General features: G+C 44.7%; 23 protein-coding genes. 8 read left to right on the top strand and 15 right to left on the bottom strand.

What is annotated here, in order from left to right; genetic code table 11:
• Nucleotides 1-116: 116 nt before the first annotated feature.
• From L5M18_RS03715 to L5M18_RS03700, 4 genes are all read left to right on the top strand, one after another.
• Nucleotides 117-1,439 (top strand): dicarboxylate/amino acid:cation symporter, encoded by a 1,323-nt coding sequence (locus tag L5M18_RS03715; RefSeq protein WP_173496825.1) that lies wholly within the window; start codon nt 117-119, stop codon nt 1,437-1,439.
• Nucleotides 1,440-1,611: 172 nt separating this feature from the next.
• Entirely contained in the window at nt 1,612-1,971 is a 360-nt protein-coding gene (locus L5M18_RS03710; RefSeq protein ID WP_028759715.1) for a hypothetical protein, read from the top strand.
• 182 nt (nt 1,972-2,153) lie between these two features.
• A complete protein-coding gene (locus L5M18_RS03705; protein WP_028759714.1) occupies nt 2,154-2,828 on the top strand; it encodes a response regulator in 675 nt (224 codons plus the stop codon).
• On the top strand, nt 2,819-4,168 hold the full coding sequence (locus tag L5M18_RS03700) for a sensor histidine kinase (RefSeq protein WP_028759713.1): 1,350 nt from the start codon (nt 2,819-2,821) through the stop codon (nt 4,166-4,168). Before L5M18_RS03705 ends, L5M18_RS03700 begins: the two co-directional genes overlap by 10 nt.
• Nucleotides 4,169-4,183: 15 nt before the next feature.
• Here L5M18_RS03700 and L5M18_RS03695 read toward each other — a convergent pair whose 3' ends face one another.
• On the bottom strand, nt 4,184-4,879 hold the full coding sequence (locus L5M18_RS03695) for a 2OG-Fe(II) oxygenase (RefSeq protein WP_131523317.1): 696 nt from the start codon (nt 4,877-4,879) through the stop codon (nt 4,184-4,186).
• 116 nt (nt 4,880-4,995) lie between these two features.
• Here L5M18_RS03695 and L5M18_RS03690 point away from each other — a divergent pair, with 116 nt between their 5' ends.
• Nucleotides 4,996-6,258 (top strand): HD-GYP domain-containing protein, encoded by a 1,263-nt coding sequence (locus tag L5M18_RS03690; RefSeq protein ID WP_028759711.1) that lies wholly within the window; start codon nt 4,996-4,998, stop codon nt 6,256-6,258.
• Between the two features lie 189 nt (nt 6,259-6,447).
• Here L5M18_RS03690 and corA read toward each other — a convergent pair whose 3' ends face one another.
• The 4 genes from corA to cobB all read right to left on the bottom strand — a co-directional run bounded on the left by corA (nt 6,448) and on the right by cobB (nt 9,384).
• Nucleotides 6,448-7,395, bottom strand: a complete 948-nt coding sequence (gene corA, locus L5M18_RS03685) for a magnesium/cobalt transporter CorA (protein ID WP_105252689.1) — start codon at nt 7,393-7,395, stop codon at nt 6,448-6,450.
• Between the two features lie 127 nt (nt 7,396-7,522).
• The gene (locus L5M18_RS03680) at nt 7,523-7,894 is read right to left on the bottom strand and encodes a hypothetical protein (protein ID WP_168825387.1); all 372 of its coding nucleotides are present in this window, start codon (nt 7,892-7,894) and stop codon (nt 7,523-7,525) included.
• A 312-nt stretch (nt 7,895-8,206) separates the two neighbouring features.
• Nucleotides 8,207-8,656: an ATP-binding protein gene (locus L5M18_RS03675; RefSeq protein ID WP_263195970.1), complete on the bottom strand. Its 450-nt coding sequence runs from the start codon at nt 8,654-8,656 to the stop codon at nt 8,207-8,209.
• Nucleotides 8,653-9,384, bottom strand: a complete 732-nt coding sequence (gene cobB, locus L5M18_RS03670; protein ID WP_028759707.1) for a Sir2 family NAD+-dependent deacetylase — start codon at nt 9,382-9,384, stop codon at nt 8,653-8,655. Before cobB ends, L5M18_RS03675 begins: the two co-directional genes overlap by 4 nt.
• A 257-nt stretch (nt 9,385-9,641) precedes the next feature.
• Here cobB and fur point away from each other — a divergent pair, with 257 nt between their 5' ends.
• Nucleotides 9,642-10,073 carry a ferric iron uptake transcriptional regulator gene (fur, locus tag L5M18_RS03665; protein ID WP_028759706.1) on the top strand — a complete coding sequence of 144 codons (432 nt, stop codon included), beginning with the start codon at nt 9,642-9,644 and terminating at the stop codon, nt 10,071-10,073.
• An 84-nt stretch (nt 10,074-10,157) separates the two neighbouring features.
• Here the strand turns inward: fur and L5M18_RS03660 are convergent, their stop codons facing one another.
• From L5M18_RS03660 to sdhC, 10 genes are all read right to left on the bottom strand, one after another.
• Nucleotides 10,158-10,655 (bottom strand): GNAT family N-acetyltransferase, encoded by a 498-nt coding sequence (locus L5M18_RS03660; RefSeq protein WP_263195969.1) that lies wholly within the window; start codon nt 10,653-10,655, stop codon nt 10,158-10,160.
• A gap of 95 nt (nt 10,656-10,750) precedes the next feature.
• Nucleotides 10,751-11,158 (bottom strand): nucleoside diphosphate kinase regulator, encoded by a 408-nt coding sequence (rnk, locus tag L5M18_RS03655; RefSeq protein ID WP_028759704.1) that lies wholly within the window; start codon nt 11,156-11,158, stop codon nt 10,751-10,753.
• A gap of 400 nt (nt 11,159-11,558) precedes the next feature.
• Nucleotides 11,559-12,431 carry a succinate--CoA ligase subunit alpha gene (gene sucD, locus L5M18_RS03650; protein ID WP_263195968.1) on the bottom strand — a complete coding sequence of 291 codons (873 nt, stop codon included), beginning with the start codon at nt 12,429-12,431 and terminating at the stop codon, nt 11,559-11,561.
• Nucleotides 12,431-13,597, bottom strand: coding sequence for an ADP-forming succinate--CoA ligase subunit beta (gene sucC / locus L5M18_RS03645; RefSeq protein WP_006081976.1), 1,167 nt, complete (start codon nt 13,595-13,597; stop codon nt 12,431-12,433). The genes sucD and sucC overlap by 1 nt, the downstream gene beginning before the upstream one ends.
• Before the next feature lie 105 nt (nt 13,598-13,702).
• Complete coding sequence (gene odhB, locus L5M18_RS03640; protein WP_263195967.1) at nt 13,703-14,893, bottom strand: 2-oxoglutarate dehydrogenase complex dihydrolipoyllysine-residue succinyltransferase; 1,191 nt, start codon at nt 14,891-14,893, stop codon at nt 13,703-13,705.
• A gap of 31 nt (nt 14,894-14,924) precedes the next feature.
• On the bottom strand, nt 14,925-17,756 hold the full coding sequence (sucA, locus tag L5M18_RS03635) for a 2-oxoglutarate dehydrogenase E1 component (RefSeq protein WP_263171970.1): 2,832 nt from the start codon (nt 17,754-17,756) through the stop codon (nt 14,925-14,927).
• A gap of 214 nt (nt 17,757-17,970) precedes the next feature.
• Entirely contained in the window at nt 17,971-18,678 is a 708-nt protein-coding gene (locus L5M18_RS03630) for a succinate dehydrogenase iron-sulfur subunit (protein ID WP_028759701.1), read from the bottom strand.
• A gap of 11 nt (nt 18,679-18,689) precedes the next feature.
• Nucleotides 18,690-20,456: a succinate dehydrogenase flavoprotein subunit gene (gene sdhA / locus L5M18_RS03625; RefSeq protein ID WP_105252695.1), complete on the bottom strand. Its 1,767-nt coding sequence runs from the start codon at nt 20,454-20,456 to the stop codon at nt 18,690-18,692.
• The gene (gene sdhD, locus L5M18_RS03620; RefSeq protein ID WP_028759700.1) at nt 20,457-20,804 is read right to left on the bottom strand and encodes a succinate dehydrogenase, hydrophobic membrane anchor protein; all 348 of its coding nucleotides are present in this window, start codon (nt 20,802-20,804) and stop codon (nt 20,457-20,459) included. It abuts the gene before it with no gap.
• The gene (gene sdhC, locus L5M18_RS03615) at nt 20,798-21,193 is read right to left on the bottom strand and encodes a succinate dehydrogenase, cytochrome b556 subunit (protein WP_263191605.1); all 396 of its coding nucleotides are present in this window, start codon (nt 21,191-21,193) and stop codon (nt 20,798-20,800) included. Before sdhC ends, sdhD begins: the two co-directional genes overlap by 7 nt.
• Before the next feature lie 414 nt (nt 21,194-21,607).
• Between sdhC and L5M18_RS03610 the strand changes: the two genes are divergently transcribed.
• Together L5M18_RS03610 and L5M18_RS03605 are read left to right on the top strand one after the other, a co-directional pair.
• Nucleotides 21,608-22,894, top strand: a complete 1,287-nt coding sequence (locus tag L5M18_RS03610; RefSeq protein WP_105252697.1) for a citrate synthase — start codon at nt 21,608-21,610, stop codon at nt 22,892-22,894.
• Between the two features lie 298 nt (nt 22,895-23,192).
• The gene (locus tag L5M18_RS03605; protein WP_105252698.1) at nt 23,193-24,257 is read left to right on the top strand and encodes an efflux RND transporter periplasmic adaptor subunit; all 1,065 of its coding nucleotides are present in this window, start codon (nt 23,193-23,195) and stop codon (nt 24,255-24,257) included.
• Nucleotides 24,258-24,260: the final 3 nt, after the last annotated feature.

The following is a 24,260-nucleotide window of genomic DNA, read 5'->3' as shown; positions in this document are numbered from 1 at the left end:
TATTTCGCAAATCTGATAAATACTTTAACATTAATTGTCATTTCATCTTCACGATTTTCTTGCTAGTCTTGTGAGCGCCAAAAAATAGAATGTATAAAAAACACACAGGACTCTCTATGGCAATTTCTATAAAAAATAAACTCGGCCTTACAAGTAAAATTCTGATCGGTATGGGAACAGGTATTGCTTTAGGCCTCTTTCTCCGCAATGCCTTTCCAGAAAGCGATATAGTAAAAGATTATATTACCGAAGGTTTCTTGCATGTTATCGGTACTATCTTCATCTCCAGCTTAAAAATGTTAGTCGTTCCTTTAGTCTTTATTTCATTAGTTTGCGGAACTTGCTCACTGAGTGAACCTTCAAAATTAGGCCGCTTAGGGGGGAAAACCCTCGCCTTCTATTTATTCACAACCGCCATTGCCTTAGTGATTGCGATTGTCAGCGCAGTCCTTATACATCCTGGAAACGCCTCACTGGCGTCAGAAAAAATGGAGTACGTCGCAAAAGAAGCCCCAAGTCTTGCTGATGTGCTGATAAACATAGTGCCCACTAATCCGATGCAGGCATTGAGCGAAGGTAATATGCTGCAAATTATTATTTTTGCGGTGATTTTTGGCTTTGCTATTGCCCATATTGGTGAGAGAGGTAAACGTATTGCGGCGTTGTTTGAAGATTTAAATGAAGTCATCATGCGTGTCGTGACACTGATAATGCAACTCGCGCCCTATGGTGTATTTGCGCTGATGGCAAAACTTGCATTAACACTCGGTTTAGAGACCTTTGGTAGTGTGGTTAAATATTTCTTCGTGGTCTTAGGTGTATTACTGATCCATGCGTTTGTTGTTTACCCTACACTTCTAAAACTTTTCTCAGGCCTCAATCCCTTAATATTTATTCGTAAAATGCGTGATGTGCAGTTGTTTGCTTTTTCAACCGCCAGTTCAAATGCCACTTTACCCATTACCATAGAAGCGTCTGAACATAGATTAGGTGTCGATAATAAAATCGCCGCTTTTACGCTACCGTTAGGCGCTACGATTAACATGGATGGCACAGCAATCATGCAAGGCGTTGCCACTGTGTTTATTGCGCAGGTTTTTGGCATTGAGCTCTCACTAACCGATTATGCCGTTGTTGTTGTGACTGCCACGTTAGCATCAATTGGTACAGCGGGTGTTCCAGGTGTCGGACTTATCATGCTGGCCATGGTGTTAAATCAAGTTGGCTTACCAGTGGAAGGGATTGCCCTGATTATCGGTGTCGATCGCTTACTCGACATGGTACGTACTGCTGTAAACGTCACTGGTGATTGCGTAGCAACTGTAATTATTGCTAAATCAGAGGGCGAATTTAACGAGCAAGTGTTTAACAACACTCAAGCGGGTAAAGTTGCTAGAAGTTTTGATGAACAAGTTCATCATTTAGATAAATCGAACTAAACCTCACAAAGACCAAAATGACGCCCAGCTTCAGTGTTGGGCGTTTTTGTTTGAACGCAATACAGTTAACATATCTATTGTTAGCAAAATGTGAACGCGCCAATAGTACGGAAGTTTGTTTTTAGATACATTATGTTTACTATTTTAATACGTTTAATGGGAGGGGGTATAAATGTGGTGGAGAAGTCTTTGGATCCTGATTGCATGCTGGCTATTGAGTGCCCACTTCGTACGTTACGAACAAATTAACTTTGCCATTCCTTTTGCACTTGCGCCTTTGGTCTTATTTTTTAACTCAGTTTACTTACTTCGTTTATTACAAATTTTATTATTTATAAGTGTCTTTGCTGTCTGGGGCGTCACAACCATCGAAGCGGTACATCTGCGATTAGCGCAAGAAATGCCTTGGTTGAGATTGTCTTTTATCATGATGGCGGTGATGTTATTTACCTTAGGCGCGATTATGTGTGGCAACGGCATTTTGCGGATCAGAAAACAAAAATCGCCTTGGGGAAATTCCCCGATACGCTAACACTTTAACGGCAAAACCTTCTTATTCAACAATTAATTAGTACTTATTTTGACCACAAGCTCAACTCGGTCAGCAAAGGTTAAGTTCAACTAAGATATGCTGATCCTCTATTTGGTTATCAGTGTGATTTTGCGTAGACTAGTTTGCTAAAGCTTAGCTCATACACTTTAAGGCATTATATTATGAGAATTTTGGTTGTTGAAGACGATCCTATTTTATCCCACCACTTAAAAGTGCAATTAAGCGATCTCGGCAATCAAGTTCAAGTGGCACTGACTGCCAAAGAAGGTTTTTATCAAGCCACTAATTATCCCATCGATGTCGCCATTGTCGATTTAGGGCTACCCGATCAAGATGGTATTAGCTTAATTCAACAGCTCCGTGAAGCGGGTCTTAAAGCACCAATATTAATTCTCACGGCACGAGTTAATTGGCAGGATAAAGTTGAAGGCCTAAACGCCGGAGCCGATGACTACTTAGTGAAACCCTTTCAAAAAGAAGAGCTTGTTGCAAGGCTTGATGCCTTAGTGCGCCGTAGCGCAGGTTTTGTTAAACCCGTGATTTGCAGTGGAGAATTGAAACTCGATCTCGCCGCCAAACAAGTCACTCTGGGTGACGAAGTCATGGAAGTCACTGCCTTTGAATATTTAATCCTCGAATATTTGATGCGCCATTGTCATGAGGTTGTCGCCAAGCAACGTTTACTCGATGTGATTTATGGTGATAAGGAAGGCGATCCCAATACGATTGAAGTCATGGTCAGCCGCCTGCGTAAAAAACTGACCCGCGATGGTATAGATAACCCCATAGTGACCATCCGCGGCCAAGGATATAAATTTAACCTGCCATGCAATTAAGATTAAAATTCAAGAAACGTCTGCTGACACGGATGTTTCTCACCTCACTATCAATTATTACCTTAGTGGGTTTTGGTCTCGCATGGATGGTTAATATTCTGCATGCGCAAAATAGTTATAACGAAGAAACTGCCCAACTCATTGCTGAAATCCCCCAAGTCGCCGCCGAATTACGGGAGCACGATCTTATCCCCGATACCAGTGCTTGGCTGGAAGAAAATAATAAACAAGAGCGTTATGTAATAGCGAGCTGCGATGACAAATTTAAGCAGGTTTGGACCTCATCCCTCGCAGTAGATCGTGGCTTATTTGATACCTGTGAGCGTTTTAACGAAATCCGTAACGACTCCCCGCCCTACTACCTCACCATGGCTGACGACAGAGGATATTTCGTCTATTTGCTCGCGGTAGAAATTGCCAGTGTGCATTACAACCTCCTCGTCATGAAAGATGCCGCCAAACTGGAGCAGGAATACAGTAAATTCAGTAAACGTACTTATATTCGTTTAGCCATGGTATTGGCCTTAGCCTTAATTCTATTGGTCAGCGCCGCCTATTGGGGCATGCGTCCCTTGGTACGGATGCAAAATGAACTGCAATCAATTAACCAAGGTAAGAGTAAATCACTTTCTGAGGGCTATCCTGTTGAACTTGAAGGCGTAACGCAAGCACTCAACCAGATGTTGCAACAATCGAGTGCCCAACAACAGCGCTATCAAAATGCTATGAATGACTTGGCACACAGTCTTAAAACCCGCTTAGCCGCCGTGCATGCCATTACAGATGACGCCAGTTTGAGTAAACAATCGGCGAGCGAAAAGATCATGGAACAAGTCAGCCAGATGGATCAGCTGGTCAAATACCAATTAAAACGGGCTATGTTGGGTCGCCAAGGCCTGAAGCAAGAACAAACTGTTATTGCGCCCTTAGTCGATCAATTAGCACAAATGTTGTTTAAAATTTATCGAGAAAAACAAGTTCAGTTCTCGGCCAACATATCCCCCTCTTTGATGTTCCCCGGCAACAAGGGTGACTTAATGGAGCTGTGTGGCAACCTTATGGAAAATGCTTTCCGCCTGTGTATCAGCCAAGTGCATGTATCGGCTAAAATTAACTCACAAGGTGAGTTTGAACTTATTGTCGAAGATGATGGCCCTGGTGTTGAAGAAAGCTTAAGACAGAAGATTATCCAACGTGGCGTGCGTGCCGATACCCAGTCCCCAGGGCAAGGGATCGGATTAGCTGTCTGTGATGAAATCGTTCACAGCTACGGTGGCAGCTTAAAAATTGAAGAAAGTCGCTTAGAAGGGGCGCTCTTTAGGATCCGTATCCCAGTGTAAGAAACTGGGATATTATCATGCTATCACCGCATATAACTGTTCGGCTCGATTAAACATGATCCAAGAAGTGGCAATATATTTGTCACCACTCACAGGTTTATTTCCCCGATGTGAATGAGTAAATCCCGCAGGCGCTATCACCATAGTGCCTTTTTTGGGGGAGATTTTACGCTGTTGATAATAAAATTCGGTTTCGCCGCCCTCTTCCACATCATTTAAATAAAACATATAGAGCACGACGCGATGCAGAGCTTCATTGTGGCCATTCTGCGGGAATTGCTCCGAATGCCAATGGGGATAACCGCCTTTATTTTGCTGATACTTTTGAATATTAATACTGCCACTGCGATACAAATACTTCACTAAGCCATCGGCCCTAGGCGCACCCAGCGTCGCAAAATTAGTCGGAGTTAGCGTCACTGGTTGGCCCTGCTCATCACTCACTGACACAGCAACCGCACCCATTAATGCCATTGAATACTTTGTAAAATAATCTACCGCGCCCTTTAAGGTATAACCTAAGAGTTCGTTTCTGATGGGCTGCAGGTCGACGAAACTATCTAAGGTCAAATCGCGGCTGATCTTCTTCTCCAAATCGACGCCATTGCCCGTGTGTCCATCAACAACGCCAGCATGTTGCTCAAATGCCAGAATGAGACGGTCACACAAGTCATTCGGCAACGCATTAGGGTATACTTCAATAAAGTCCATACTTCCTCAATGGAGTGGCTACTTTCTAGGCTTACTATGCTGACATGTTAGTTAAGTAATTGTAAAGCAGCATCATTGAGATAAAATAACCCACAACGCTTCACGATAACAAGAATATGAAAAAAAGCTGTAAAGTTTCAGTCCATCAACTTCAAGTCGGCAACTTTGTGCGTTTGCCCGTGGCTTGGAAAGATCATCCCTTTTTATTCAGTAGCTTTCATATTAAACAAGCTGCGCAAATCGAGTTGATTAAAAATCTGGGCATCGAACATGTCATCGTCGATTTAGAACGCAGCGACGTCGCCCCGATACATGCTGATGCGGTCAACCCTATCAAATTGCCGCCAAGTGCTGAAATCAATGTGCTTAAAAACGACATGGATCAATACAAGGCTGAGCAAATCGAAGTGCAAAAAAAATTACGCCGTGACATTAATAAAACTGAGCAAAATTTTACCCGCTCAGTAGCCATGATGCGCAGCCTCATCTCTAAGCTACGTAATCGCCCCTTAAATGCGGTCGATGACGCCAAAGATTTGGTCCACACCATAGTCGAACAGCTGCTCAACTCAGATAACTTAGTGCTGCATTTAATGAGTGATGCTAAGCAGGATGAAAGCATTTACTACCACTCCTTGAATGTTGCTATCCTCTCTATGCTGATCGCCAAAGAAATGGAATGGGATAGAAGTGAAATCGAAACGGTCGGTCTCAGTGCCCTGTTCCACGACGTGGGTAAATTAAAAATCCCACCACAAATTCTAAAAAAATCGACACCTTGGTCAGCACCAGAGCTTAATTTTATCAAACAGCATCCATTACTTGGGATTGAACTGCTCAAATTAGCCGATAATTTTCCCCAAGCAGCCTTACCTGCAATCACCAATCACCACGAGTTTCTCGATGGCAGTGGTTATCCCAAAGGCCTAAAGGAAGAGGCTCTCGATAAGGTATCGCAACTGATTGCGGTAGTGAACGAATATGACTCCTTGTGTTACCCAAGCCAACAGGGCAAAGCCAGAATGCCCTACGCCGCACTGGGGCATTTGTATAAGCAATACAAAACTAAGCTAAATCAAGAGTATATTGGCAAGATGATCAAGATGCTGGGCATTTACCCCCCCGGCAGTGTGGTGGAATTATCCAGCGGTCAATATGCCATGGTGATGTCGGTTAACTTAACTAAACTGCTATGTCCAAAAATATTAGTTTACGATGCCTTAGTGCCCAAAGATCAGGCGCCTATCGTTGATCTGGAAATTGAAGGGATCAGCATAGTGCGCTGCTTACCACCTGCGGCGCTTCCTGAAAAAGTCCACGAGTATCTAAATCCGCGCGAGCGAGTGAGTTACTACTTTGGCGGCGATAGTCGTAAGTAGTTGATTAAGAAACTGGCTTAACGATTATGTCTAACGAGCTGCACTCATTTAAGCAAAGTCATCGAGTCTCACTCATTGAATAAAAGTCATTGAATGAACATGATTAAATAAAAGTGATAACAATAAGGGTCGAATATTGCATTCGACCCTTATTTTTAATTCGAGAAATCAACACAGCTAGCGCCAGACTTATAACCAATGCTTACGTTTAAAGAAGAAGTAAGTACCTGCGGCACTGGCTAACATCATCACAATCGCCATAGGGTAACCGTATTGCCACTCAAGCTCAGGCATGCTGGCAAAGTTCATCCCATAACTACTGGCAATCAAGGTCGGTGGTAGAAATACCACAGCGGCAACCGAGAAGATTTTGATGATTTTGTTCTGCTGCAGACCACTGAACCCCATAGCCGCATCGAGCAGAAAGTTTAACTTATCGAAAATAAACTGACTGTGGGGCATCAGCGACTCGATATCCGACAACATTTCCCGCAAGTCCTTTAAATGTTCATCGGATAACTGGCCACGATAATAACGCTGCATATAACGCAGTGAACGCTGTGTATCGAGCAAACTTAATCGGATTTTACCATTAGAGTCTTCTTGCAGAGTGATGAGCTTAAATACATCGTCAAGTTCATCGTTATCAAACACTTGCTCACCGACATTTTCAAGTACAGTGTAAACGTCTTCAATTAAGTCAGATAGATAATCCACTTTCAGATTAAATAATTCGAGAAACAATTCCTGCGGTGTCGATACTTCTAACCGCCCTAAACGCAAATAGTTACGCAGTAAACGGATAAGACCTACGTCTTCTTCACGAATTGTCAGTAAAAAATTGCTACGAAGGTTGAAGGAAACGTTAACGCCGCGCACATCTTGGCCGACACGCTGTGGGAATAACGAATTAATATGCAAGCCGTCACTGTTTTGATAAAAACGTGCCGAGGCCTCAATTTCATTGATATCTTCTTCGTCAGGCACTTCTTCAACAGAAAAATGACTTAACCACTCTCGCTCCTCATCATCGGGTTTATACAGATCTAACCAAATGGTCGATGCGGGAATACTGTCCAGTATGCCGAGCTCTGTCACAGTAAGGTGACGATTATCATAGACATAAGCAGTAATCATTTGTCCTCCTGAAAAAAAACTTAAGTTAACGATTCCACTTAAGTGCAGGCTAAAAAATTGTCGCTAGTTTACCGCATAAGTTGGTAATGAAAAGGCGTGCAAGGTTATTTAGTAAAATAAATATGCCTTAGTCGGTTTCGATAATTGCCAACCGTTCTTGGGTCGAAAAGCGAATATGGATGCCATCGATAGTGACCATTTTCGAGTCTGAGATATCCCCTTTTCGCACACGATACTCGCCGTTATTGTCGGCATTCGGTGACACAATTCTCACAGTGACAATTCTATGCTGATCGCGCCAATACCAAACACTGTAACTCAGCAGGCTAAATCCAATCACCACAAACACACCCGTCAACAGGTATCGGCGCCACAGCGGTTCACTAAAACGCTTTGAACTGAGATTAACTGCCAGAGGTTCAATCTGACGCTTGCGTTTCACCAGTAAAAACCAAGCGCCAGCAATGACTAAGACTGTTAGTAAAATTTTAATGAGCATGGCTCTTTCCTCTGATAAACGTCCGCTTGTGCTCAATGGTCTCGATCAAGCCAGCAGCAATCTTGCATTGACCCTTCAATGCCACACAAGTTAGCGCATTATACGCAGACTTATGTGGATAAACTGTCTTTGGGATCAAGCTTAAAGTGCACAGTCAAATAAACAAGGCGAATGTACGAGCCATACACATAGACAAAGCAGAACGTTGAAACAGAGTACAACAGACTTATGACAGGACGAAAACACTGCGGGACCCATACTTAAAATTGATTGCTACAGACCACAACACTCAACATAAGTAAGTACCTGAAATTAAAAATCTTCAAATACCTTCGCCATCCGCTGAATTTGTGCCAAAGGAACGCCGTGGCGATTGCGTTTCGCGCATTCCTGCTGATGAGCCAGACTGCTTGGTTCACCCACAAGCACAATTCTAACTTGATAACCTAAGGCTTTTGCCGCCGCTTCATAGGCCATGTATTCCCAGTGGCACAGATTGGTATTATCACAAATCACCACAGGCTCGCTTGAAGAAAGTGCCTGAATAAACCCCGTCAAATTACATTGATGAAACTCAGGTAATTTCTTGGCATCGAAACGGTATTCATCTTCATGGTAGAAAAAACTATCAGTCGAAAATACGCCACGTTGCCGCACGCCAATGGCTTTTTCTAAAGGAAGGGAAAGAATGTAAGCTTCAACCCAATGTGACTTACCACTGCCCGGTAAGCCACGCATTATAATCGCAACTTTTTCGCTCATGTGTTCGACTCACTGCCAATCACTCGACCCGCTAAAATGGTATCAACCAACTGAGGCACTAACTCCCCCGCTTTTCCTGTGAGGTGATATTGAAACTGACTGTGTCTATCGGGTGCCATCATATTCACTTCTACTGTTTGAGCACCATGATGGTTAGCTGTATCCACAAAGCCAGCGGCAGGATACACAGTGCCAGAGGTGCCAATGGCAATAAACAAGTCGCAGTTATCGAGCGCATCGTGAATTCGATCCATCCCTAAGGGCATTTCACCAAACCACACCACATGGGGGCGTAATCGCTGAGCCGGAATACAACAAGTACAGCAATTATCGGCACCAAAGGGCTCACGTAAAATAAAGGTCTGACGTGAGCGCGGACAACGGCCTTTGGATAATTCACCGTGCATATGCAATAAGCGGCGCGAGCCCGCACGCTCATGCAGATCATCAATATTTTGTGTGATGATAAGTAATTGACCTTTAAAGTCCGCTTCCAACTTTGCCAAGGCCACATGCGCTGCATTGGGTTCAACCGTGCCACTGTGCAGTTGCAACCAACGACTATTGTAAAATCGCTCTACCAATTCAGCATCACGCTCATAACCTTCTGGTGTAGCAACGTCTTCAATATGATGCTCTTCCCACAGACCATCTTGATCGCGAAAGGTGCGTAAACCCGACTCAGCAGAGATCCCTGCGCCGGTTAACACCACAATTTGCTGGTACATGCCGATTCCTTATTATTTTATTTATTTGAATTATTCTCACTGACTTTGGCAGCCGTGAATATTATTCCTTGGTATAACCATACAAAAACTATGCTTGAATTGCCGCAAAATATTGTGATTTAACGCCTATTGACACAATTTATCTGCATATCGCCCTAGAAAGCCAGAACAAAGGTTTAAGTTTTCAACCTGAGCACCTATAATGGCAAACACTATCCACGGATGAACCTATTGGTTCTGCAATCAAGAGATTAGCAATGACAGATGGAAATCAAGCGCTAAAAAAAGCGGGTTTGAAAATTACCCTGCCACGAGTCAAGATCCTAGAACTGATGCAAGGACCTGAAAACCAACATATCAGTGCAGAAGATTTGTACAAGAAGCTGCTCGATATCGGTGAAGAAATTGGTCTAGCCACCGTCTACCGTGTGTTAAACCAATTTGATGATGCAGGTATTGTCAGTCGCCATCATTTTGAGAGCGGTAAAGCCGTTTTCGAACTATCGACTCAGCATCATCATGATCACTTAGTTTGCCTATCGTGTGGCAAAGTGATTGAGTTTTCAGATGAAGTCATCGAACGTCGTCAAGATGAAATTGCCATGAAACACAATATTAAGCTGACTAATCACAGCTTATATTTGTACGGCACTTGCACCAACGATACCTGTGAGCATAACGACGCCTAAGTCGGTCATTGTGTTTATAAAGAATTAAGCAAAAAACCAGCCTAAGGCTGGTTTTTTTATTGGATGATGTTTACGGGCAAACCGCTATAACACCTTGGCGTAGATATTCACTTTATGGCCCATAAACTCATTTTGCTCACGCCAATGCATGCCCACACGCTTAGCCACGCCTTCAGAACCGAGATTCCCTGCTAAGATAAGTGCAATCGTCTGATCAATGCCAAAACGTTTAAATTCGGCTAATGCAGCAAATGCGGCCTCAGTACCAATTCCTGTTCCCCAATACTCAGGGAAATAACGATAACCCAGTTCGACTTCACTGAATTCTGGAATAAATTTCGGACCACAAAAACCAATCACCCGCTTATCGGCTTTATGCTCTACCGCCCAACGACCAAAACCATGTTGCTGATAATCGACTTGGATCACTTTGTGAAACAACTCAACCGCCTGCTCGCGAGCTGTAAATGCCGCGGTGGGAATGTATTTCAGCATCGCAGAATTACTGTTCATCAAATAAAGCGCTTCACAATCTTGCTCAGTAAATGGTCGAATAATTAACCGTTCAGTTTGGGTTATCATCTTTGCTCCTTCAAAAATGGCACTTAAAAATCAACCAATGGTTCGCTTAAAGTGCACTGGCGTAACGTCAACGACACTACGCCAATACCTCAAGCTTAACGGTGGAAATCACCACTGCGTTCAGGCTGATACAGGATTTCTTCAATACGCACTTTTACCATAGAACCACCCGGACCTGGCCATTCAATTTCATCACCTTGAGAGAGCCCTAATAATGCGCTGCCCACTGGCGCCAAAATAGAAATCGTGCCCGCGCCGTTCACGTCTTTTGGATACACTAAACGTAAACAGAAAGTCTCATTACTGGATGAAACGCTAAACTTCACTTCTGAATTCATGGTCACCACATTCGCGGGCACCTGTGATGCAGGCACAATATCGGCTCTGTCTAATTCAGCCTCCAATGCCGCTTTGCCCGGAAACGCATTTGCCGGCAGTGACTCCAATAATCGCTCTAGTCTTTCTAAGTCAATTTCCGAAATAATGATTTTAGGTGTTTTCACAGTTTTTCCCTCGTAAAAAAATGTGATGTTTAAGCCGTTACTGTGGCTAACATCGACTCTGTTGCTTACCCTCCCCCAATGCGATAAGCCCCATAAAACAAATACGCTCGCAACGATAGACTGCAACCGTGTTAAATAAATTTGAGTTCAAGATTTTTTGCAGAACAGCACTGAAGCCATAAGCACTTAGCTCATGGTTAATGGCTCTACTCACATTATCCTCGCCAATGACACAGACGAGCGCGTAGTAGAGAAGCATCAATCTAACCCGTAGAAGCAAAAATATCTAGTCTTCATGGTGTTAGCTCAATCCCATTCCTATGATTTACTGCGCTTAGCGGCGTAAATTACCGCCAATAAAAAAGGCGCCTTAGGCGCCTTTTATATTCGAAAGGTTAGCTTACCAACCTGTACGAGTACGCAGCGCTTTGCCGATATCAGCAAGCGAGCGGACAGTTGTCACGCCCGCTGCTTCTAATGCAGCAAATTTGTCTTCTGCAGTACCTTTACCGCCAGCGATAATCGCGCCAGCATGGCCCATACGCTTACCAGCAGGTGCAGTTACACCCGCAATATAAGACACAACAGGCTTAGTCACGTGTGCTTTAATGAAAGCCGCCGCATCTTCCTCAGCGTTACCACCAATTTCACCGATCATAACGATCGCTTCAGTCTGTGGATCGTTTTGGAACATTTCCAGTACATCAATGAAGCTAGTACCTGGAATTGGGTCACCACCAATACCTACGCAAGTAGATTGGCCAAAACCTTCATCCGTTGTTTGCTTAACCGCTTCATAAGTCAGAGTACCTGAACGAGAAACGATACCCACTTTGCCTTTTAAGTGGATGTGACCTGGCATAATGCCAATCTTACATTCACCTGGGGTGATCACACCTGGGCAGTTAGGGCCGATCATGCGAACGCCAGTTTCTTCAAGCTTCACTTTAACTTGCAGCATGTCCAGTGTAGGAATGCCTTCAGTGATACAAACGATAAGCTCGATGCCACCGTCGATAGCTTCAAGAATGGCATCCTTACAGAAAGGAGCCGGTACATAGATCACAGAAGCAGTTGCACCAGTCGCAGCCACAGCGTCTTTCACAGTGTTAAACACTGGCAGACCTAAGTGAGTTTGACCACCTTTACCAGGAGACACACCGCCCACCATTTGCGTACCGTAATCGATAGCTTGTTGTGAGTGGAATGTACCTTGACCGCCAGTGAAACCTTGGCAAATTACCTTGGTATCTTTATTGATTAAGACAGACATTATTTGCCCTCCGCAGCTTTAACTACTTGCTCAGCCGCGTCAGTTAGACTGGTAGCTGCAATGATATCTAGACCTGATTTAGCTAATACTTCACGGCCAAGTTCAGCGTTAGTACCTTCTAAACGAACCACAACAGGTACTTTAACGCCCACTTCTTTAACTGCGCCGATAATACCTTCTGCGATCATGTCACAACGTACGATACCGCCGAAAATGTTAACCAGAACCGCTTTCACATTGCTGTCAGACAGAATGATTTTGAATGCTTCTGCTACACGTTCTTTCGTCGCGCCGCCGCCTACGTCTAAGAAGTTCGCTGGCTTGCCACCGTGCAAGTTAACGATATCCATAGTACCCATCGCCAGACCTGCACCGTTCACCATACAGCCAACGTTACCGTCTAATGCAACGTAGTTCAGCTCGAACTTAGCAGCGTGAGCTTCGCGGGCATCATCCTGTGATGGATCGTGCATGCCTTTGATTTTTGGTTGACGATAAAGTGCGTTACCGTCGATACCGATTTTACCGTCTAGGCAGTGTAGGTTGCCTTCAGTGGTAATAACCAGTGGGTTGATTTCAAGCAATGCGAAATCATGATCAACGAACATAGTCGCCAGACCCATGAAAATCTTAGTGAACTGCTTCATTTGAGTTGGGTTTAAACCTAACTTGAAGCCAAGATCACGTGCTTGATAACCTTGTGGGCCAGTCAAAGGATCTATGATTGCAGTGTGGATGAGTTCTGGCGTTTCTTCTGCCACTTTCTCAATTTCAACACCACCTTCAGTCGACGCCATGAACACAACACGACGAGTCGCGCGGTCAACAACGGCACCTAAGTACAGTTCGTTAGCGATGTCGGTACAGCTTTCTACTAAAATTTTAGCAACTGGCTGGCCTTTCTCATCAGTTTGATAAGTCACCAGATTTTTGCCTAACCAGTGTTCGGCAAAGGCTCTGATTTCTTCTTTATCGCCAGTGACTTTAACGCCACCTGCTTTACCGCGGCCGCCTGCGTGTACTTGACACTTAACAACCCATAAATTTCCGCCAATATGGCCTGCCGCTTCTACAGCTTCTTGGGCTGTATCACATGCAAAACCTTCTGACACTGGTAAACCATATTCGGCAAATAAGGATTTTGCCTGATACTCATGCAAATTCATGATGATCTATCCGTATACTTCTAATCAAATCCAACTGGCCCGTTTGGGCCAGTCACGAGGGTATGTCTGGCTATTTCTTTAAGCGCAATCTCTTATCGAGTTGTGTTACAGATCAAGCAGCAGACGAGTTGGGTCTTCTAGGAAGTCTTTAATCGCAACCAAGAAACCAACAGACTCACGGCCATCAACAATACGATGGTCATATGAGAGTGCTAGGTACATCATGGGCAGGATTTCAACCTGACCATTGACTGCCATTGGGCGATCTTTAATGGCATGCATGCCTAAAATCGCACTTTGTGGCAGGTTAAGGATCGGTGTAGACATCAGTGAACCGAAAACACCACCGTTAGTCACAGTGAAGTTACCGCCAGTCATGTCAGCCACAGTCAGCTTACCGTCACGGCCTTTAAGGGCTAAGTCACGAACTGCTTTTTCGATTTCAGCTAAGTTCATGGTATCTGTGTCACGTAACACTGGTGTTACCAGACCACGTGGTGTTGATACTGCAATGCTGATGTCGAAGTAGTTGTGATAGACGATATCATCGCCATCAATAGACGCGTTGACTTCTGGGAAACGTTTCAGCGCTTCAGTCACGGCTTTGATGTAGAAAGACATAAAGCCTAAACGGATACCGTGGCGCTTTTCAAAGATATCTTGGTATTGCTTACGGATATCCATGATGGGCTTCATGTTCACTTCGTTAAACGTCGTGAGCATAGCGGTAGAGTTTTTCGCTTCTAACAAGCGGTTTGCGATTGTCTTACGCAGACGTGTCATTGGCACGCGCTTCTCGCTACGGCCAGCCGCTAACGGAGCTACAGCAGGTGCTGCTGGCGCCGCAGCTTTAGGGGTAGACTTAACGAAGGCTTCAACGTCTTCTTTAGTAATACGACCACCCACACCAGTGCCTTTTACTTTGTTGGCATCAACATTGTGCTCAGCCAGTAAACGGCGTACAGATGGGCTTAACGCATCACTGCTTTCATCGCTGGTTTCAGCTGCTGGCGTTGCCGCTTCAGCTTGCGCTTTAGTGACTTCTTTGCCCGATACAGCACCGGCGATGAATTTAGCGATCACTTGTTCACCCAGAACAGTGGCGCCTTCTTCAAACAAAAACTCGCCAATATGGCCATCTTCTGGCGCAACCACTTCAAGAACCACTTTATCGGTTTCAATATCAACCAGGTTTTGATCACGAGAAACTTGCTCGCCCACTTTCACATGCCAAGTGGCAATCGTGGCATCGGCAACAGATTCTGGTAGTACGGGTACCTTGATTTCGATACTCATGAAAAACTATCCTTTTATAAAATGTCTATTACTACAGTGTGATTGTAAGTTTCAGGGCACTGTTCACTAAAGATTCTTGCTGATGTGTGTGCAACTCAGGGTAACCACACGCTGGTGCAGCTGACGCTTCACGACCAGCATAAGTTAACTGTGCACCTGCAGGAACCGCGGCCCAGAAATGGTGTTGACTAGAGTACCAAGCACCTTGGTTCTGTGGCTCTTCCTGACACCAAACAAAATCTTTCACATGTTGGTAATCAGCCAAAGCAACGATCATTTCATCATGTGGGAACGGATATAACTGTTCGACACGGATTAACGCTACGTTAGTGATATTTTCTTTACGACGTTTTTCCAGCAGTTCGAAGTAAACCTTACCACTGCAGAAGACAACTCGGTCAACCTTGCTTGCTTCCAACGTATCGATTTCACCGATCACATTTTGGAAACTGCCATTGGCTAATTCTTCCAAGCTTGAAACCGCTAATGGATGACGTAGTAATGACTTAGGCGACATGACGATAAGTGGACGACGCATAGGACGCACCACTTGGCGGCGCAACATATGGTAGACCTGTGCAGGTGTTGAAGGCACACACACTTGCATATTGTGGTTAGCACACATCTGCAAGAAACGCTCTAAACGGGCGCTTGAATGCTCAGGGCCTTGACCTTCATAGCCATGGGGTAACAGCATAGTCAGACCACATAAACGGCCCCACTTCTGCTCACCCGATGACAAGAACTGATCGATTACCACTTGGGCACAGTTAGCAAAGTCACCAAACTGCGCTTCCCAAATAGTCAATCCGCCGGGTTCTGCTGTGGCATAACCATACTCAAACGCCAGTACTGAGGCTTCAGATAATACTGAGTCAGTAATATCAATTGGGCCTTGTTCATCAGCAATATTGCGCAGTGGCATGTAAGTCGTGCCATCGTTTTGATTGTGCAATACAGCATGACGATGGAAGAAAGTACCGCGGCCAGAATCCTGACCCGTAATACGTACACGTTTGTTGTCTTCCAGAATTGAGGCATAAGCCAGCGTTTCTGCAAAACCCCAATCGAGTGGCTTCTCGCCTTTTGCCATCGCTAAACGGTCGCTATAAATCTTAGCAACCCGTGATTGCAATGGATGACTTTCAGGTACATAGCTCAGTTTGTCAGCCAGACTTTGTAAACGCTCAGCCGACATAGAGGCTTGATACGCTTCGTCCCACTCACGACCGATATACGGAGTCCAGTCAACAGAATGCAGCGTCATTGGGCGCCATTCTTTAACTACACAATCACCTTGATCTAATGCATCACGGTAATTATTGATAAGACCAGTCACATCATCAGCAGCGATCACGTTTTCAGCGATTAGCTTGTCTGCATAAATCTTACGTGGCGTTGGGTGTTTCTTGATCTTGGCATACATCAGCGGCTGAGTTGCACTTGGCTCATCGGCTTCGTTATGGCCATGACGGCGATAACACACCAATTCAACCACCACATCACGTTTGAACTCGTTACGATAATCAACGGCTAACTGCGACACAAAAGCAACGGCTTCGGGATCATCAGAGTTAACGTGGAAAATCGGTGCCTGAACCATCTTAGCGATGTCAGTACAGTATTCAGTCGAACGAGTGTCCGCATGGTTAGACGTCGTGAAACCCACTTGGTTGTTCACTACGATGCGAATACTGCCGCCGACTTTAAAGCCACGGGTTTGAGACATGTTGAATGTCTCTTGTACTATCCCTTGACCCGCAATTGCAGAGTCACCGTGAATAGTAATAGGCATGACTTGTAAGCCATCCTTACAACCGCGACGGTCTTGACGGGCACGTACAGAACCAATGACCACAGGGTTAACGATTTCAAGGTGCGATGGGTTGAAGGCCAGTGCTAAATGCACATTGCCGCCCGGCGTTTCAAAATCAGAGGAGAAACCTTGGTGGTACTTAACATCACCAGAACCGTGGGTATCAGCATGCTTACCCGCGAACTCGTCAAACAGTTCAGCTGGACGCTTACCTAATACGTTCACCAACACGTTCAGACGACCACGGTGAGCCATACCGACGACGATTTCTTTAGTACCGGCTTCACCTGCACGATAAATAATTTCGCGCATCATAGGCACTAACGCATCACCGCCTTCTAACGAGAAACGTTTCGCACCAGGGAATTTAGCACCTAAGTATTTTTCAATACCTTCTGCGGCGTTAAGGCCTTCAAGAATGCGTGTCTTAACACTTTTATCGTAGTTAGCTTTACCTAAGGAAGGTTCGAGACGTTGTTGGATCCAGCGTTTCTCATCGGTATCGGTAATGTGCATATATTCAGCACCGATAGAACCACAGTAGGTGGCTTTCAGCGCTTTTACCAAATCCGCGAGCTTCATGGTTTCGCCACCATGAGCAAAAGAACCTGTATTAAACTCACGTTCCATGTCTTCTTTAGTCAAGCCGTGGAAAGCAGGATCTAAATCAGCTACGGGTTCACGTTTCCACAGTTCGAGGGGATCAAGATTAGCACCTTGGTGACCACGGAAACGATGGGCGTTAATTAATTGCAGGACTTTAACTTGCTTAGCATCCATTTCAGGATCCGTCACACGAGCTGAGCTCTTATGGCGACCTTCTAACGCTAAACTGCGAAAATAATCACGTACTTTTGAGTGAGCAGCTTCAGGCGCATCAACAGAGGCACCGTTCACAGGAGGGAGATTATCAAATACCGCACGCCAATCATCAGCGACTGACTGTGGGTCTTCTTGATAGGCTTCATACATCTCTTCTACGTAGGTCGAATTTGCACCACTTAAGTGAGATGATTCGAGCCAGGCTTTCATGATGCCTTGGTGCATTTCTATTCCTTTCAAACTTTATACACGTGCTTAGCCATAGTATTAAATATGCAGTCTGTAGAGATTACCTTCGACGCATAATTTCTGCCGCCCCTAGATGTCCAGATATACGGCGCGTTGTCTTCCATTACATACGCAAAAGAGTCACCTTCTGCTACCAGAAAGTGACTCTTCAAGAGCTATATTATTATTGGTTTCAGCTCGGGTTCTCGCATTACACTGCTCGCTTCAACAGCATGGACTTAATATGACCAATTGCTTTAGTCGGATTAAGACCTTTTGGACAAACGTCAACGCAGTTCATGATGCCATGGCAACGGAACACGCTATAGGCGTCGTCCAGCTCAGATAAACGTTCTTCTGTAGCTGTATCGCGACTGTCGATCAAGAAACGATATGCATGAAGCAGACCGCTTGGACCGATAAACTTATCAGGATTCCACCAGAATGATGGGCAAGCCGTAGAACAACAGGCACACATGATACATTCGTACAAACCATCTAAATGAGCACGCTCTTCAGGGGATTGTAAGTGTTCACGAGCAGGTTGTTTCTCATCATTGATGAGGTAAGGCTTGATCTTCTCATACTGCTTATAGAACTGAGTTAAATCAACAACTAAGTCACGAACAACTGGCATACCTGGTAATGGACGTATTTCTAATTTCTTACCTTTAAAGGTTGAAATTGGGGTAATACACGCCAGACCATTCTTACCATTCATGTTCACGCCGTCTGAACCACACACGCCTTCACGGCATGAACGACGGAATGACAAAGTCGGATCTTGCTCTTTCAACTTGATCAGTGCATCGAGCACCATCATGTCAGAGCCTTCTGCCACTTCTAAGCTGTAATCCTGCATATACGGTTTAGTATCTACGTCAGGATTGTAGCGATAAACTGCAAATGTCAATTTCATCTTTGCAACTCCTAGTAGGTACGTTTCTTCGGCGGGAATGCTTCACGTAACTTAGGTGCCATGTTCACTGCACGACGATCCATCGTTTCAGTGATTGGGTCAAATAAGCTGTGGCATAACCAGTTCTCATCATCACGCTCTAAATAATCTTCACGTGAGTGAGCACCGCGACTTTCGGTACGGAAGTTAGCCGCATAAGCCGTGGCGATTGCCGTTGCCATCAAGTTATCTAACTCTAAACATTCAATACGTTGAGTATTGAATTCACGAGAGTTATCAGACAATTTAGCATTTGCAAGACGTTCACGAATCACTTTCAACTGCTCTAACCCTTCAGCCATAGCATCGCCACGACGGAATACAGAGAAGTTTAATTGCATACACAGTTGCAAATCCTTACGGATTTGCGCTGGATCTTCGCCATCTTTGTTGCTTTCCCAACGATTCAGACGCGCCAGAGAGGCAGCAATATCCGCATCGCTAGCGTCTTTTGGATCGTCAGTCTCATCCAAAGCTTTACCTAAATGCTGACCCGCTGCGCGGCCAAAGACCACTAAATCAAGCAGTGAGTTACCACCTAAACGGTTTGCACCATGTACAGATACACAGGCAATCTCACCCACAGCGAACAGACCAATAACATCTTGTTCAGTGCCGTCTTCATTCTTACGAATAACTTGACCACTGACCTTAGTTGGTAGACCGCCCATCATATAGTGACAGGTTGGTAGTACTGGAATTGGACCATCGGCTGGATCGATATGGGCAAAAGTACGAGACAATTCACACACGCCTGGTAAACGTGCTTCTAATGTTTCTTTACCTAAGTGATCAAGCTTGAGCAAACAGTGTGGGCCTAATGGACCGTCTAAACCACGACCTTCGCGGATTTCAGTCATCATAGAACGTGCTACCACGTCGCGTGATGCCAAATCTTTCGCGTTAGGGGCATAACGCTCCATGAAACGCTCGCCGTCTTTGTTCAGCAGATAACCGCCTTCACCACGACAACCTTCAGTCACAAGTACACCCGCGCCGGCGATGCCAGTTGGGTGGAATTGCCACATTTCCATGTCTTGCATTTGCACGCCAGCACGCATTGCCATACCAACGCCGTCACCGGTGTTGATATGCGCGTTAGTCGTCGAAGCGTAAATGCGCCCTGCACCACCGGTCGCAAGAATCGTTGCTTTAGCTTTGAAATAAACGATATCGCCCGTTTCAATTTCAATCGCAGTACAACCCACAACGGCGCCATCATCGTTTTTAACGAGATCTAATGCATACCATTCTGAGAAGACTTGCGTCTTATGCTTAACGTTTTGTTGGTATAAACAGTGAAGCAAAGCATGACCAGTACGGTCGGCAGCTGCCGCAGTACGCGCAGCCTGCTCGCCACCAAAGTTCTTAGATTGACCACCAAATGGACGTTGGTAAATCGTACCATTTTCGAAACGAGAGAAAGGCAAACCCATTTGCTCAAGTTCAATCACGGCTTCAGGACCGGTTTTACACATGAACTCGATCGCTTCTTGGTCACCGATAAAATCGGAACCTTTCACGGTATCGTACATGTGTTGTTCCCAATGATCTTCATGGGCGTTACCTAACGCTACAGTGATACCACCCTGCGCAGATACGGTATGAGAACGGGTTGGGAATACTTTTGATAAAAGCGCACAGCTTTTACCTTCTTTGGAAATCTGCAGCGCTGCACGCATACCAGCGCCACCGGCACCGATCACTACAGCATCAAATTCGCGTACTGGAATACTCACTTAGACACCCCACACAATAACAATGCCGGCCGCTAAATAACAAAATACGGTAACGACAAAGGTGAACTGTAAAACACCACGTAACGACGTGCACTTAACGTAATCTGTCAGCACTTGCCATACACCAATCCAAGCATGTACTAATAAGGCTACCAGCGTCAAAAGTGTAAACACTTTCATTGGCAGAGCACTAAATAGGCCATGCCAGACGTCATAGGTGAGAGGGGAACTACATGCAATAAAGCCAACCAAGAAAATGGTGTAACAGGCGAGGATCACTGCACTAGCGCGTAGTAGAATATAGTCATGAACACCACTGCGTCCAAAACTTGCTGCATTGGTTACCATACCCAGATCCCCGCTATGATTGAAAAGGCTACCGTTAAGGCAAATACAGCTTTCGCTGATGCGGCACCCGATGACAATTCTTCCCAACGACCGGTATCCATTACTAAGTGGCGCAGGCCACCAAACAAGTGATACACCAGTGCAGTCATAATGCCCCACAGGATAAACTTCATCACAAAGTTATCGAATAGAGACTGTACGCCAGCGAAACTTTCAGCTGATGCTAAAGATGAATTTAGCAACCAAATGAGAATGCCAACTGCGAACAGCATGATGACACCGGAAACACGGTGAAGAATTGACACAATCGCTGTTGCAGGAAAGCGAATGGTCTGCAGATCTAAATGGACAGGTCTTTGCTTTTTCACGTTCTGCTCACTCAGCTCCATTGAGCATTTTTTTTGTTATGTGAACCGCTTTTGTACAAACTTTAAACAGGAGGTTGATCACTGCAAAAGTAAACACAAAAGCAAAGTTTAAACAAACAGTTAACTATCTGAGCACGCACTCATTTAACATGTAAACAAAGGGTGCTTTATAATCGTTGTTTGCGGCCCTTATTGGGCGAGGCAAGTATACTCGCGGCAAATGTCAAATACAAACATCACAGAATGCAAATTATGTTTTTTTGACTATTTTTTACTGTAAGTGCCAGTTACAAATAGAAAAGTAAAGGCTTTTATACCATGGTCTAACAAATTTAAACGCTTATTTAAATTGAAATGTGATCTAGAATGGCTGTAAAGTAATGGCGGTTTGACATGCCGCACTCACAGATAAGAACTAAGTAAGGAGAACGGGGTATGGCTGATTTAAAAGCCAAATTAGAATTACCAGGGAACGACTCGATAGAATTGCCAGTAAAGCAGGGAACCGCTGGTTTTGACGTAATCGATATCAGTAAACTTGGCAGCAAAGGTTACTTTACTTTTGATCCAGGTTTTCTTGCGACTGCCTCCTGTGAATCTGCAATTACCTATATTGATGGTGATCTGGGTATATTGTTACACCGTGGCTATCCAATCGATCAACTTGCCGTTGACTCCGATTACCTAGACCTGTGTTATTTGCTGCTTTACGGTGAACTGCCGACCAAAGCGCAATATACTGAGTTTGTACATACAGTTAAAACCCACACTATGGTTCACGAGCAGCTAGCCTTCTTCTTTAGAGGTTTCCGTCGTGATGCTCATCCTATGGCCATGTTATGTGGTGTGACGGGTGCATTATCTGCATTTTACCAAGACTCTCTGGATGTTAACGATCCACGTCACCGCGAAATCGCCGCTTATCGCTTAGTCTCAAAAATGCCTACGATAGCAGCCATGTGCTACAAGTATTCTTCAGGCCAGCCATTCGTGTACCCACGTAATGACTTAAGCTATGCGGGCAACTTCTTAAGCATGATGTTTGCTGTACCGTGCGAAGAATACGTCGTGAACCCTATTGTTGAACGTGCAATGGACAGGATCTTCATTTTACATGCAGATCATGAACAAAACGCATCGACTTCAACAGTACGTTTAGCCGGTTCTTCAGGTGCAAACCCATTTGCGTGTATCGCAGCGGGTATCGCATCTCTTTGGGGCCCTGCACACGGCGGCGCTAACGAAGCCTGTTTGCAAATGTTAGAAGAAATCGGTTCAGTAGACCGTATTCCTGAATTCATTGAACGCGCTAAAGATAAAAATGATCCTTTCCGTCTGATGGGCTTTGGACACCGTGTTTACAAAAACTTTGACCCACGAGCCAAAGTGATGCGTGAAACCTGTCATGAAGTGCTGAAAGAACTGAAAGTACAAGATCCACTCTTGGATGTGGCAATGGAGCTTGAGCGCATTGCACTTGAAGACGAATACTTCATTTCTAAAAAGCTGTATCCAAACGTCGACTTCTACTCTGGCATCATTATGAAAGCCATTGGTATTCCAACCAGTATGTTCACTGTGCTGTTCGCACTGGCACGTACTGTAGGCTGGATTGCTCACTGGAAAGAAATGTTAGATCAACCAGGCCACAAAATCAGCCGTCCACGTCAGTTATATACTGGTGAAACTGCGCGTGATTTCGTCGCACAAGACAAACGCTAAGTCCCACGACTTACGCATTAAAAAGCGCCTAAGGGCGCTTTTTTCATTTCAAATAATCCTCTTTTAAACTTCCTTCTCCTGACAAAATACATTGTTGCAATTGCGCACTTGTGTAATCTTAATTAACCGCGTTTAGTTATTCTCATCACTTTTTAAACCTTTTAGCTACATTTAGTAAGAATCACAAATTACACTTAGCCAAAAATACGACTAATAGACTGAAATTAAACAAATTTAAACATTGGCATGGTTTCTGCTGACAACTGACATCACAATAAAGACAACAGGTAACATTCTTATGGAAAAGTCAAAAATTGCTCAATTCACCCTGCCACTGCTAATGATTTCGATGCTAGCAGCCTGTGGTGAGGAAGAAGTGGTCAAAAAAGAAGAAAAATATGCCATTCCCGTCGAAACCACTACAGTGATGCAAGGAAACGTTTCATCTTTTTACAGTACAACTGCCACCTTAGAAGCGCCACAGGAAGCCAATGTAGTGAGCCGTATATCAGGGCTCATTGAATCTCTCGCTGTTGAAGAAGGTGACCGCGTTCAAAAGGGACAAGTGCTGGCTGTTATTGATGCCAAGAGGCAGCAATATGATTTAGACCGCTCAGAAGCCGAAGTCAAAATCATCGAGCAAGAATTAAATCGTCTGAAGAAAATGAGCAACAGAGAATTTATCAGCGCGGATTCAATGGCCAAACTTGAATATAACTTGCAAGCCGCTATCGCTAAAAAAGATCTCGCCGAACTGCAAGTAAAAGAAAGCCGCGTACTGTCCCCTATTAGCGGCGTCGTAGCTAAACGTTATGTGAAAGCTGGCAATATGGCGAAGGAATTTGGCGACTTGTTCTACATCGTCAATCAAGATGAACTCCACGGTATTGTTCATCTCCCAGAGCAACAGCTTGCCAGCTTAAAACTCGGCCAAGAAGCACAAGTGTTTAGTAATCAACATAGCAAGAATGCTATCCATGCCAAAGTGTTGCGCATAAGCCCGATTGTGGACCCACAAAGTGGCACCTTTAAGGTGACACTTGCTGTGCCGAATCAAGAGGCGCGCCTTAAAGCTGGCATGTTTACCCGGGTTGAGCTCAAATACGATACCCACGAGAACGTGATTACTGTTCCCTACAGCGCCTTGATTAACCAAGACAACAAACAAGCGCTTTATGTTATTGATGGTACCAATGCGAACCGTCGTGAAGTCGAAATTGGCTACCGTGAAGGTGATTCGGTAGAAGTGATTACAGGTATTAACCCCGGTGAGCAAGTCGTTACCCGTGGCCAGCAAAACTTGAAAGACCAATCCTTAGTCGAAGTGATCACCCCACTCGATCTTGCTTCCGCTAAGAACTGATAG

The organism is Shewanella sp. SM20, from assembly GCF_025654545.1.
Taxonomy (GTDB): Bacteria; Pseudomonadota; Gammaproteobacteria; order Enterobacterales; family Shewanellaceae; genus Shewanella; species Shewanella oncorhynchi.
This window is presented reverse-complemented; position numbering and strand designations above follow the sequence as displayed.

What these genes read in the sequence shown, in the direction of transcription:
- L5M18_RS03715 (WP_173496825.1), top strand. Translation starts at nt 117, where the DNA reads ATGGCAATTTCTATAAAAAATAAACTCGGCCTTACAAGTAAAATTCTG.
- L5M18_RS03710 (WP_028759715.1), top strand. Translation starts at nt 1,612, where the DNA reads ATGTGGTGGAGAAGTCTTTGGATCCTGATTGCATGCTGGCTATTGAGT.
- L5M18_RS03705 (WP_028759714.1), top strand. Translation starts at nt 2,154, where the DNA reads ATGAGAATTTTGGTTGTTGAAGACGATCCTATTTTATCCCACCACTTA.
- L5M18_RS03700 (WP_028759713.1), top strand. Translation starts at nt 2,819, where the DNA reads ATGCAATTAAGATTAAAATTCAAGAAACGTCTGCTGACACGGATGTTT.
- L5M18_RS03695 (WP_131523317.1), bottom strand. Translation starts at nt 4,879, where the DNA reads ATGGACTTTATTGAAGTATACCCTAATGCGTTGCCGAATGACTTGTGT.
- L5M18_RS03690 (WP_028759711.1), top strand. Translation starts at nt 4,996, where the DNA reads ATGAAAAAAAGCTGTAAAGTTTCAGTCCATCAACTTCAAGTCGGCAAC.
- corA (WP_105252689.1), bottom strand. Translation starts at nt 7,395, where the DNA reads ATGATTACTGCTTATGTCTATGATAATCGTCACCTTACTGTGACAGAG.
- L5M18_RS03680 (WP_168825387.1), bottom strand. Translation starts at nt 7,894, where the DNA reads ATGCTCATTAAAATTTTACTAACAGTCTTAGTCATTGCTGGCGCTTGG.
- L5M18_RS03675 (WP_263195970.1), bottom strand. Translation starts at nt 8,656, where the DNA reads ATGAGCGAAAAAGTTGCGATTATAATGCGTGGCTTACCGGGCAGTGGT.
- cobB (WP_028759707.1), bottom strand. Translation starts at nt 9,384, where the DNA reads ATGTACCAGCAAATTGTGGTGTTAACCGGCGCAGGGATCTCTGCTGAG.
- fur (WP_028759706.1), top strand. Translation starts at nt 9,642, where the DNA reads ATGACAGATGGAAATCAAGCGCTAAAAAAAGCGGGTTTGAAAATTACC.
- L5M18_RS03660 (WP_263195969.1), bottom strand. Translation starts at nt 10,655, where the DNA reads ATGATAACCCAAACTGAACGGTTAATTATTCGACCATTTACTGAGCAA.
- sucD (WP_263195968.1), bottom strand. Translation starts at nt 12,431, where the DNA reads ATGTCTGTCTTAATCAATAAAGATACCAAGGTAATTTGCCAAGGTTTC.
- sucC (WP_006081976.1), bottom strand. Translation starts at nt 13,597, where the DNA reads ATGAATTTGCATGAGTATCAGGCAAAATCCTTATTTGCCGAATATGGT.
- odhB (WP_263195967.1), bottom strand. Translation starts at nt 14,893, where the DNA reads ATGAGTATCGAAATCAAGGTACCCGTACTACCAGAATCTGTTGCCGAT.
- sucA (WP_263171970.1), bottom strand. Translation starts at nt 17,756, where the DNA reads ATGCACCAAGGCATCATGAAAGCCTGGCTCGAATCATCTCACTTAAGT.
- L5M18_RS03630 (WP_028759701.1), bottom strand. Translation starts at nt 18,678, where the DNA reads ATGAAATTGACATTTGCAGTTTATCGCTACAATCCTGACGTAGATACT.
- sdhD (WP_028759700.1), bottom strand. Translation starts at nt 20,804, where the DNA reads ATGGTAACCAATGCAGCAAGTTTTGGACGCAGTGGTGTTCATGACTAT.
- sdhC (WP_263191605.1), bottom strand. Translation starts at nt 21,193, where the DNA reads ATGGAGCTGAGTGAGCAGAACGTGAAAAAGCAAAGACCTGTCCATTTA.
- L5M18_RS03610 (WP_105252697.1), top strand. Translation starts at nt 21,608, where the DNA reads ATGGCTGATTTAAAAGCCAAATTAGAATTACCAGGGAACGACTCGATA.
- L5M18_RS03605 (WP_105252698.1), top strand. Translation starts at nt 23,193, where the DNA reads ATGGAAAAGTCAAAAATTGCTCAATTCACCCTGCCACTGCTAATGATT.